Here is an 11,338-nt window from a genome sequence, read left to right on the forward strand (position 1 = left end):
ACACCTCGCCGACGTAATTGAAGGAGTTCCGTTCAAAGATGGATACCGGGCTGATGACAACGCCGATATGACCCAGATGCAGGATGCCGCCTAGATCCTAGCCATACACCAGATTTGACAATATCTCCAAAGGCCGGGGGCGCTTCTGGCAGCCAGCCTAGGGGCTCAAACAAGCCACGGTAAGCTGCATCGGCGGTGGTTTCTCCGTGGGTGAGCAGCCAGGTGTAGAGCTGCCGCAGGGGCGCTGGGTGTTGGCCCAAGTTTTTCAGGCATTGTTCGAGCAACAGGCGGGTGGCCCTGACATCTTCGAGGGGGTCGTTGCTGGCGTAGTCGCTAAGTTTGTAGTCTTTTTGCAGCCGGTGGGAGGGCTCTAGGGCAAAGGCCAGCAGCGAGAGTTCTAGGGTATCGATAATCTGTAACGACTCTAGCTCGGGCCACTGGCGGGTGAGGTGAACCTGGTCGAAGCGGCGGAAGTTGTGGCCGCAGAGTGTGCCCTGGATCTGAAGCGCGTGAATGAGTTGGCTGTAAACATCCTGCGCTTGTTCTTGAGAGGCCTGAAAGGTATGGGCAGACGATATCAGACCGTAGCTGAAGATCTGGCCTTTTAAGTCCACCTCCAGATCTAAGTAAATGTAGCTGTCTAGGATGTCACTCAACCCCATACCCATTGCCGTGTCAGAACTGTAGAAGCTTGAACGGTGCTTCTAACGTCCCCATGGTACCCAGGAGCTGAAGTGCCGATGACACTTGATTTTGAGTCTTCTTCAAGACCTGAGGCTATCTGAAGCGGAGAACAAGCTCATTGCTCGCCCAAAGGTTTTTCGTAAAGTTTGTAGACGCTGGTGTCAGAAAAATCGTAGCCAACCGTTTTTAGAAGAGTGGCTAAGGTTTCGGACTGGGCTAGGAACCCGCCAACGGCCTTGAAACCCAGTGAGTGGGCCAGATATCGCATGTCATTTAATGCCGTTTGAACTCCAGCGGTTGTGCCGCCTAGCCAGCCAATCCAGAGGGTGCCGTCGGGGGCTTCCATTTGGCTACGGATGAACAGGCTGATTACGGTATCGCCCTCAAAACAGCCCCAGACCCAGCCTTGGGCAAGGCGCTGGCCGAGGTTATTGGGTGTGAGGGTTTGCCATTTTGCACCACGAGCGACAAAGAGAAGATCGCGCTCTTCAGCCACAAAGCTATCAATGGCGGCCCAGGCGCGATCGCAATCATCTACCCCTAGCAACCGTAGGGCCGTAGGCGCACCCTCACTGGCTGTAGCGCTGTAGACGGCGTAGTCACCCAGGGGGCTGAAGCCTTGGTGCTTCATGAAGGGATGCATTGAGGCATTGGTGACGCTGACGCAGGTGCGTAGGGTGGTGAGGCCCAGAGATTGGGCTAGGGACAGGGCCGCTTGGGTAAGCTGGTGGCCAATCCCCTGGCGGCGAAAGGCGCGATCGACTCGCAGCGCTTCCCACCAGCCTTCGGTATCGGAGAGTTGCACGAGGCGGGTCATGCCGACGGGTTGGCCATTGCGATCGGCGACCAGAATGTGGCCTGTGGGGTCGGCGAACCAGACATCCCATACATCGGGGATGTAGTCGGCTTCGTCATCCCAAGTGTGCTGGCAAAAGGTGAGAATCGGTGCTTTGTCGCTGGGTTGAGCGGGACGAATATGAGGTTGAGCGGTTAGGGTCATTATGTCGATGAGCTAGGGGTGGCAGGGGCCTCGCTAAGGGGCTGATAGCTCGGGTTTGAGAAGGGCTCAAAGCCTTCTATCCACGGTGCAGTGAGGCTACACAGTAGGCGAAACTGGAGCGGCGTAGGCCTCACCTTGGCTTTTACTTCTTCTGCACAGGCGGCATCGGTAGGAACTTCGATGATGGGGAAGCGGTTGCTTATCAAAACAGACTACTCTCATCCTTGAGACTGGTACAACACCTTCCTGGGGCTCTTTACAGGTTTGTGCTAGTCCGTAACCCTACATGTAATATTTGTACTTTGGCTCAGGTGCTTGGTCTGTTGGGATTTCGCGGAGGATCTCACTGACTTGTTTTGAGAATCGCAGATCAATAGGAGATGAACATGAAAAATCCGCCGTGTTGAAATTCATTTTTGTTAAAAGCAGTATTTCCTGCTTAATTTGAGCGTCAGAAGTATCACCGATATGGTCAGCGACCTGAAGCGGCGAGGGAACGTGACCGTGCGGATATCCTCCTAACTCAGGAATATAACCAGTGGTGTAAAGGTAGGAAATTTTCCCTACATTGAAGCTGGCCCCCCGTAAAGGTGGATACTGCCCTGCCCGAATCAAGCGAACGTCGTTTGAGATGCGTAGGGAAACCAAGTCGTATTCCTCAACGCCAGAAACGCACAGCGCTTTTTCAAAGCCTAATCGTTCTTCTGGTTCAAATCGAGAGCTTTTATGGATGACAACCCGGCGGGGAAGTTGTCGTCGTTCGCTACGGTAGCGCTCAAGTACCATTTTCAGCAATTCATGAGCCATGTTTTCAGATAGATGAGGAGATTGGCCATCTTGATGGCTATCCCAATGAAACGTCGGCCCACGGAGAACTAGCCCTTCCCCGTTCTCATCAAAAGCTTGTACGACACTACTTCGCAGAGTATTGGCGCTACCCAGTGGTCTGAAGAAGCTAATCCCAATAAAACAAGTGCTTGGCGTCAGGCCAACAGGAGACCAGGGTAGTCCTTCAACCTTAAAATAGAGACCAGTAAAGAGATTCCAGGCAATGCGAGAGGGATGATCAAGTTGTCGCCGAGAATCAACGAGGCCTATTGTCGTTTCGTGAAGGATCTGTGTTGGCTTATGAAACGTCATCGCCAAAGCTTTGAATGCCCGTCGCAGATCTCGATGAATGGGGATTTTGTTGACTCGATAGTCTAAAACTCGACACTTTCTAAAAATATCGCTTGGTGGAACAAAAACAATGTAGTCGAGGGGATAATCTCTCTGCGTGAGCAGTTCTAGCTTGGTTTGTAGAATGCCCAAAAGTCTTTCGAAGCGATCCTTGTGATTCTTGATGTTCAGGACTTCAAGGATTTCTTTTCTCGTGATTGCCTCAAAAAGATTTTCATCCATGCGGAGTTCACAGCGAAAACCTCGATCATGTTTACATCCAGGAAATGAAATCTGCCCAGTATCTCCAGCAACGCCATCAGTCAGATCTCCATAAAACTTCCTGGCGGCAACCATACCTTCGCCAGTGCCAATGAAGCCAATATGGACTTCTTGCTTATGGCGACTAGTGCCGAGCGAGCGAGGGCCATATAGGGCAATACCAATTTTGGGATCGCTATGTTCTCTGTCACCAGCGAAGAGAAGATTTGGCTCGTCAAAAAAATGGGCAGAAAGTTGAGGAGCATTCAATTCGAGCGGTTTAATCTTGCTCACCACTGTATTAATTTACTCCTCATCATTAATGTGACCGTCCTCATCATCGTCCAGATCCGTATAGTAGCTGTCTTCACCTTCGAGCGCCTGGAGGTATTCGCCATAGCTGAATAGATCATGGGTGGCGACCTGGTTCTTAAACGGCTTCGTATCTTCAATAACTCCGGGCCACTCAATATTGAAGGACAGGAGTTGTGATGTATCTATGATGGCTGACTGGTTGCCAAAGTTAAGGAGAATTTGGGGCTTGCCTTGACTAAGGTAGTCTCGCCAGAAGTGAACCTCACCCAAGTAAAGATCGTTATACATGCGAGCTTTAATGCTTGTCGCGCGACGACCAACTTGCTTTGGAGGAAGCGGCGTAGATCCATCTGATGTAAAGTGGCGTTCGGGGCGTAAGCTCAAGCACCATTGCAACGGTGCTACTTCATAAAACTTAAGCGCACTTGCAAAATGGATCCAAAAACCTTTAGTATCCCCAGTTGCTTTGTTTTTCGCTGGCCATGCGACCTTTCGCTTAGACTGCTTTTGATTTAGAGGCCGATAGAGAACGCTTCGCTCCTTCTTTTCTTTGCCAGCTGGAAAGAAATAACGATGATGGCTAGGATCATATCGAATTTCCAGTCGAGCGGTAAATTTGTAGAGCGCACGATTCAATAGAGTTTGATACCGTCGTTTTCCCTCTGCGGAATTCCATAGTGTTTGAGTCTGTATCTGCTGGATATCCCGATTAGACGTTACTAAATGGAACGGGTTTCCAGCTTCTCTTAGATCATGAAAGGTATAAAGACGGCCTTCTTTCAAGAGGAAAGGAGCTAGTTCCCAAGGATCAGCCGGATAGCAAATCTGCTCTTTGACCTGATTTTCCTGACGATCGCTGTAGTCAGTAGGGGCCGAAAACACTATAGCGGGAAGATGGGAAACTGCAACAAGGCTACTGTGTAAGCTATCTTGAATGAAACTAGCTGTAGTCTCAGGAGATTTTGACTGATTGAGTTCAGAGCTTCTTGTTTCGTGAGCTTTTTTCATTTCCCGTAGAACGGGAATACTGTATGTATTCAACTGAGAATCAATCAGCTTGTGATGATCGCCGCAGAGCAAAATCAAATTAGTATGCTTATTGCGCTCATTCTCAGGAAAGTTAGGGTCTCCCCGTGGGCCACCAGGCTCATAGGCAACGATGTGAGCAATTTCACCTGTAACAACAGGATCGTCTAAAGCTGTTCCTTCCTGAACCAGCGATTTTCCACAGTTTGGAAACGCACATACTCTTCCTGATTGCAGACATAGTAGTTTGATTTCCTTATCTGGAATCCTTTTCCGACTCACGGATGAGGCCACCTGTAGTTGAATATAGAGAGGAGTGATTGAAAATGGCTATCACCCCGATCATGGCTTCCTTAGCAAACAGAGCCTCATGTGTTGCCCTTGCTTTGCCTAAGGTCTAGGCTCAATATGAGCGCTTAGCTTTTTGCCATTTCATCCAAGTTGTTTTTGGTATCTCCGTCAGGGTTACTTCTCAGATATGGATCTCCAACCTTGGGATGAACAGCATGGGCGTTTTCAACTTTGCCTTGGTCAGCCATACCGACCGCCTTATCTACAGGCGTAAAGTTTTGATTGCCTTCAAGCAGGACGTGGCTGATATTGCCATCCTTATCACTTCTCGCATCAACAATTTTGCGCGGCTTAACCATAGGTGACCTCCCAGCAAGAGTAAGGGGTTTCAAGAACTTGCGTACCATGCTAGTCAAGGATCCGCAAAAAACGCTACATCTACATGTTAATTTTTTTTAAACGCTACATGTAGGGCTAGCACCTGTTGAGTAGTGGCGAATCTATGGAGCTAAGGACCTGGTTGCCTGACACAAGTCCCAAAAGCCTTGAAAATACGTCACCTCAGAGCTGAAGCCTCTGATTTACGGCCCAGGGTTGAAAGGCTTAGTCTAAGAGGCTTGTGGGCAACGCCTCCAACGAGAAATCAGGGGCTTCCAGAGATGTGTCAGGCAGTCAGGCTAAGGACTGTTGACTGTTTTGGGGAGAGCAGCAGCAGATGGTCAAGGCTGGTACAGGGCTAGGTGTGCCTTATATAGAGAAATGGATATTTCCCCAAAGGCGTGGATAGGTCAGCTTTAACTAGATTTTGGCAGATATAGTCCTAAACGACTGCAAACTCTTGGTCGTTGCGAATGATGCGACCACAGCGCTCGGGCTGCCGTCTGTGCCTGTTTTAGGAGGGGCTGGATCAGCATACGGACGTGGCCGGACATAATGACCAAAGTAACAAGCTGATAGCGCTGATTCTCGAAAAATCGGCAAGCGTCGAAGACGACTTGGTGGGCCGGTAGAGTGAGTTCTAGCCTTTCCCAGATATTGAAGGTGATGAAGCAGAGGCGAAAGAATAGCTGGTCTGAAGCTTGTCGCAGAGGTAATGGTGGTAGGAGCCTCGTTAGGAGTCTGATAGCTTGGGCTTGAAAAGAGCTCAAAACCTACTGCCATGGCGCAGTAAGACTACACAGCAGGGACAGTATGAGCTTAAATCCGACTTCTTTGCTGGCATCTAAGGCTCCTTGGGTGTAGCTAAAGCGGTACAGCCTATATTACTGAGTAAATCGCCTCACAGGAAATCAGAGGCGGAAGTTGGGGGCTTGCCAAACTAGAAGCAAGATTTTCGCGTCAGTTCTTCTCGCAAATGCAGCAGGTTGCTGCTATTTACTTGCTAACCCATGGCTTCTTCAGCACAGGCAGCGTCGGTGGAGACTTCGATGCTGGGGAAGCGATCGCTCATCAGCGTAGACTATCAGGTATTAAGTAAGAAGCAGTATTTGTCTATAAGATGCGTTGGCGACACGTGACGCATCAAACTGAGGTTTTAGGTATGCCCTATGACGTTCAACATGACCCAAATCGCTGAAAAGAATTTACGACACTTCCTGCTATGCATAGGTAGGTGTATGGAGCCTGAAGAATATGATCGCGAAAGGATCCATTGGATCGTTCCTCGATCGCCTGTTTCTTATTACAATGCCGTACTGCAAACTCAGCTCCAGAGTCATGAGGTCTCAAGTGAGATAGAGAAGTTTATTGAGCAGTTGCAGTATTGGAAAGTTTTTGGGCATTGGTTCATCACTCCGTCAACCCAACCCTCTGGGCTGGCTGCGCTATTGGTTCAACACGGATTTACCTTCATTGAGGAAGAACCACAACTTTTCTACGATCTAAATCAGACTGACTCTCTTCCTCCTCAACGAGCCGATTTGGAAGTTCAGCCAGTAAGAAATCAAGCATCTTTAGATGTCTATGCTGGTATCCTTGCCCATGGATTCGAAGACTCCGTTTGGGTAGGTGAAGTTTTCCAGCGTCTCGGCTTGGGTGATCAGGCTCCTTTCCAGCATTACGTGGGTTATTTTGAAGGTAGCCCAATAGCTACAGCCTCTCTACTCAATTGTGGAGATACTGCTGGCGTCTATTTTGTTTGTGTACATCCCGATTATCGGCGGCGGGGATTTGGGATTGCAATCTTAATCGATGTCTTACGAAAGGCTCGGCAGCGAGGATATCAACACGTAACCCTAGGTGCAACAGCCCAGGGTTATGATTTGTATTTGAAATTGGGTTTTCAAAAGATTTGCGATTTCAATTTTTACGAATTTAAGCACTAGTATCAAGTCCCTTATTAGAGCTAGATTGCTCGCATTTAGCTAGGAAATCCATCAGAAGCTTGGGTCAGCAGCAAACTTGCCGACTTTGCAATAGGGACAAGTGTGATTTTCAAGCTGGGAGGTACCAGCAAATTGGTTAGAACTACATTTAGGACAGGTCGGGCAATATTTCAAGCGCTTGGTCAACCTTGCTGAAAAAATCAAATAATGAGATATGTCCACGATGCTTTGAAGATTTTTCATTTTCATCTAGCCTTTGCTCAGTCTTGTGTATCTCACGAAATACCTCGACACATTTTACTTTCAAGCTAGAGTTTTCTTTTTTGAGCCATCCTAGAGCCATCTTTAGACCGACTAGAAGAGTATAGTCATCAACCTGGGAGAGTCGTTTAGCAAAACCAAAAAAATGATCTCCTGAAAATTGAGCCTTTATCGTTTGAAGAGAATCGTTTAGGCTATAGAAGGGTGGTAATTCTTTTTTGTTTGCCATAAAGAAAGCAATCCTAACGAGATCTTCATCAAAACATGGACGCCCGTTCTGCACTCTCTTGAGTGCTAAGAGAATCGTATTGATGGGGAGAGCGTCAGTGACAATGCGTTCGGTAACGTCCGCCAGATCAAGCAACATAAAGGCTGCGACCTTTTCGAGATCTCCTGAAGCGATCATTTTGCCATGGGCAACTCTATTTCTAGTGACTGGGAAAACAAATTTGAAATATTCAAAATCATAAAATCCAGAATTTCGACTTTTAATCTTATCAAGTTTCTCTCCAAGAGCTGGCAACTGAAGCTTGTTTTCTGGAACATCTACTGCCAAGCAGTATTCATAAAACAATCCTTCGATCTGCAAAGGTATTAGATTGACAAAAATCTGTTTATTCTCTTCATAAGTGTCTAAGGCTGGCAAAAGAATATCTCTTCGTTCGTTCAAAATATGGTTTGAACGAATTCTTTGGCGGATTTCATCTATGACCTTGTGCTCTTTTATGTAATAGAAGGCTTGTCGATAAAATTCATTCCTGTTATTTTTGTATAGATCATTTATTTCTCGAAATCTTGCATGAGGCAAGTCCAGAAATTTATTGCTAATCTCAGAGAAATTATCGGGATCGTATCTTGCTGGATTACTAAGGTAGCTATATGCTACATGAAAATCTGGAAGAGCGAAAGTGTTCTTATACGCTCTTCTCAGTGCTAGACCGTATATCTCTTCAGAGGTTATGAATTCAATAATTTCGTCTCTCGCAGCAATGTTTAAGTTCTTGTAATATTCAAGAAGCGACTTTTTATAATCGCTTTCACCTTCGTTGGACTGACTGCTACTTTTTTTCTCAAGATCTTGTTTTTTCTGATTACTTTCATCTTTCTTGGCTTGACTACCACTCTTTTTCTCGGAATCTTTCGGCTTAGAATCACACTTATTTATATTTTCTTTTATCTGCAAAAGGTCTTTAGTAGCTCCTTGATAAAGAGACAGAAGACAAGTTCTAGGTTCTTTGTCCAATTCAAGGTATTCCGAGCAAATAAATTTATAAAAGGCGTCTTCCTTGTCCGGCGTCCCCGTCAAAAAGCGATTAAATTTAGTAATGTATCGATCTCTAATTTCGTTGAAAGATAATTTGGTAAAAACTGCATAGCCCAGGAATTCTTTTAAGAAATTTTTGGCAATGGTTTCAAATGGGCAACCATAAATAATATTCTTGTCTTCAAGGGCCTTGAGTCGAGCTTTGCGTAGATCTCCGCCAGTTAACTCTTTAGGTTGTTCCATAGCTTAGTTTGGGTGAGATATAAAGGACAAGCGGGTAGAGAATCGTGTCTATAGATGTTGGGAATATTTGAGGTGATAAACTCACTAAAACAACCTTGTCTGAATTGAGTCCGAAGGCTGAGATTTCTTTTTGCCGGTATTGTTCTTTTTGCCTTTGGCTTTTTTCTTATCGTGTAGCCCTTGGGCGACTTCTTCGGCGTAGCGGTGGTGGTTGAGGGCGAGGAGGCGATCGAGCACTTCGCGGCGATCGCTCTCGCTGATGGTGAAGCGGAGGCCTTGTTTGGTGTCGTGGAAGTCGTGGTTGAGGGGAAGGTCGTGCCAGCCGTAGGCGGCGGCGACGGCGGTGTCCATTTGGATGTGGAGGTGGCGGAGGGTTTGGATGTCGGGGTCGGTGCAGGTGGGGTCGTGGAAGCGGTCGTAGGTTTTGGTGAGCCCTTCTTGACGGGTTTGCATGATGGTTTGGCGATGGGCATAATAGGTTTCGCCGATAGATTCTAAAGTGTCTATATTTTCGGGAAAGGGAAAGGTTTCAAAAACGTCAGAGGGTGTGTAAACCGGATCAGCCGTCCTGGTGCTCCCATAAGTTATTGCCCAGAAATAATGAATATGTGAGCAGAGTAAAGCAAACCAGCTTATTTCTTGAGAGGCAATAACGATAGCTTTTTGGTCAAACACAATGCCTGTCTTCGAGAAAGCAGGATATTTAGTTTTACTGGTTTGTGCAAATACTAGTATCCGATCGCACTCCGCGATCGCCCCATAAAGCGCTGGCCGTTTATCCGCATAAATCCACCATTTTTGTGGCAACGGCTTTCGTAAGGCAAACTCACCATTCTCCTTCTTGCGGGTACGCTCTGGCTTAACTTTCTCTTCGATAATCGCCAAACAATCAGGATAATCTGCTGCGTAGGGCGCACCTTTGGGACTCTTGGGATCATCATGATCAGCATCCAATGGCCAGTCAAAAAAATTGATCACCCAGCGGCTTGGCGATTGGTCGGGGTTGCTGTTCAAGTCCTGACCATTCAAATAGGGAAACAGCACATCCTTATTTTTCGGATCTTTGTCGATCAATGCTTGGGCTTTTTTTGGTTCCAACACAAAACCCATCCCTAGAACAATGGAACCTTGGAAAGATTTATTTTCATTAGCTACCAGTCGATAGGGATGGCCTAAAGACTTACCTGGCACTGTCAAATAGGCTGTAATACCTTCTACCAAGTTTTCATTCAGCACAAATTTCTGCTGCCAGTCTCCCTTATACAGCCATACATAAGCTACTTCTAACGCTGCCGTACCTGGCCACGGGCGACTAGGCACGGCACGGGGGATAGCGTAGCCCTGGGCAACCAGTTGATCAAGCCCGACCTCGCGGGTATCTCCCTGGGAGATCGTGTTGGTGGCCACCAAGCCAAAATTACCCTCCTTGGCCAGCAAATTTCCCGCATTCAAAAAGAAATAGGAACAAAGATCGGCGTTGCCCCGTGCGCCCTTCGCCAGGTATTCCACCAAAAATGTGCGGTAGTCGGTGCCTACGGTGCCGGTGATTTTTTTGCCGCCCTGAAACGGTGGATTGCCCACAATGGCGGAGAATCCGCCTCCACCTCCAGAACCCATAGGGAAAGGGTTAGAGTCAAGGGCATCCAAAAACACCTCTGGAAACTCCAACGCCCAATGAAACGGCTCCCTCGGGGGCTGCCCCTCCGGCTTGCCTGCATTCAGCATCCGCTGGGCTTTCTCCCGTATCTGCCGCAGCTTATTCTCCCGTTGCTGCTCATCCGGTTCCTCCAGGGCATCCGTCACCAGCCCCGACAACACCCCCAGGTCTTCCACCTTCAGGTTCCCCGTCTTGCCCGCCTGGGCCAGAGCCTCGCCAATCAAATAATCCGCCGCAATTTTGATATTGCGGGTCAGTGCCTCCGCCTCCGCTTGCAGGGCTTCTTTGCGGGCCAGGTCTTGAATGTCGTTGACCGTAAAGCTTTCCAGCTCCTTGCGTTTGGCGATCGCCTGGGCCAGCAGCGGTCGCCAAATCTCCGACACCGTGCGGAGCTGCACCGCCTCCTTATCCGGGTTCAGGTGCAGAAATTCGATTTGCTCGCGACTCGTCACCCCCAGCAGCGAATCGCCACAGCGCAGGGCATGGTCTAAAAACGTGAAGGGCCGATTCTTCTGCAGGGTAATCAGCCACAGCGACAACTTCGCCATCTCCACCGCCATCGGGTTCTTATCTACCCCATACAGGCAGCGATCGGCCACAATGCGCCGGGCCACTGCAAGGCGTTCATCCGGGTCGTTGGGCAGAATGGCCTCGCCAGGTTCCGCCGTAGAGAGCGAGCCATCGGGGAGAATACGGAGGCCCTCACCCCTAGCCCCTCTCTCAGAGCGGGCTACTAAGTACACATAAGTCATGTTGTAGTAGGATGCGGCAGTAATCATGGGGCAATCGCCGTGAAGAATCCTATTATGATTCACGCTGAAACGTTGGAGGGCAGTGCTTTTGGGGATCGTCGC

General features: G+C 48.3%; 8 protein-coding genes. 1 reads left to right on the plus strand and 7 read right to left on the minus strand.

Translation table 11 applies throughout. The features are described from left to right. Window positions 1-32: 32 nt before the first annotated feature. From ACQ4N7_RS29355 to ACQ4N7_RS29375, 5 genes are all read right to left on the minus strand, one after another. Entirely contained in the window at window positions 33-656 is a 624-nt protein-coding gene (locus tag ACQ4N7_RS29355; RefSeq protein WP_430714976.1) for a hypothetical protein, read from the minus strand. Window positions 657-799: 143 nt separating this feature from the next. Beyond that, on the minus strand, window positions 800-1,684 hold the full coding sequence (locus ACQ4N7_RS29360) for an N-acetyltransferase family protein (protein WP_430714977.1): 885 nt from the start codon (window positions 1,682-1,684) through the stop codon (window positions 800-802). 282 nt (window positions 1,685-1,966) lie between these two features. After that, a complete protein-coding gene (locus ACQ4N7_RS29365; RefSeq protein ID WP_430714978.1) occupies window positions 1,967-3,397 on the minus strand; it encodes a hypothetical protein in 1,431 nt (476 codons plus the stop codon). A 12-nt stretch (window positions 3,398-3,409) separates the two neighbouring features. Beyond that, window positions 3,410-4,738, minus strand: a complete 1,329-nt coding sequence (locus ACQ4N7_RS29370; RefSeq protein WP_430714979.1) for an HNH endonuclease — start codon at window positions 4,736-4,738, stop codon at window positions 3,410-3,412. A 122-nt stretch (window positions 4,739-4,860) separates the two neighbouring features. Next, a complete protein-coding gene (locus ACQ4N7_RS29375) occupies window positions 4,861-5,094 on the minus strand; it encodes a DUF3892 domain-containing protein (protein ID WP_430714980.1) in 234 nt (77 codons plus the stop codon). A 1,188-nt stretch (window positions 5,095-6,282) separates the two neighbouring features. On the opposite strand from ACQ4N7_RS29375, the gene ACQ4N7_RS29380 reads away from it, so the two are divergent. Next, a complete protein-coding gene (locus ACQ4N7_RS29380; RefSeq protein WP_430714981.1) occupies window positions 6,283-7,059 on the plus strand; it encodes a GNAT family N-acetyltransferase in 777 nt (258 codons plus the stop codon). A 148-nt stretch (window positions 7,060-7,207) separates the two neighbouring features. Here ACQ4N7_RS29380 and ACQ4N7_RS29385 read toward each other — a convergent pair whose 3' ends face one another. After that, on the minus strand, window positions 7,208-8,827 hold the full coding sequence (locus ACQ4N7_RS29385) for a hypothetical protein (protein ID WP_430714982.1): 1,620 nt from the start codon (window positions 8,825-8,827) through the stop codon (window positions 7,208-7,210). An 84-nt stretch (window positions 8,828-8,911) separates the two neighbouring features. After that, the coding region (locus tag ACQ4N7_RS29390; RefSeq protein WP_430714983.1) for an Eco57I restriction-modification methylase domain-containing protein at window positions 8,912-11,338 on the minus strand (2,427 nt) is incomplete at its 5' end.

The sequence above is a fragment of the Nodosilinea sp. AN01ver1 genome (assembly GCF_050565655.1).
Taxonomy (GTDB): domain Bacteria; phylum Cyanobacteriota; class Cyanobacteriia; order Phormidesmidales; family Phormidesmidaceae; genus Nodosilinea.

Coding starts and splice junctions, on each gene's coding strand:
- ACQ4N7_RS29360 (WP_430714977.1), bottom strand. CDS start 1,684: ATGACCCTAACCGCTCAACCTCATATTCGTCCCGCTCAACCCAGCGAC.
- ACQ4N7_RS29375 (WP_430714980.1), bottom strand. CDS start 5,094: ATGGTTAAGCCGCGCAAAATTGTTGATGCGAGAAGTGATAAGGATGGC.
- ACQ4N7_RS29380 (WP_430714981.1), top strand. CDS start 6,283: ATGACGTTCAACATGACCCAAATCGCTGAAAAGAATTTACGACACTTC.
- ACQ4N7_RS29385 (WP_430714982.1), bottom strand. CDS start 8,827: ATGGAACAACCTAAAGAGTTAACTGGCGGAGATCTACGCAAAGCTCGA.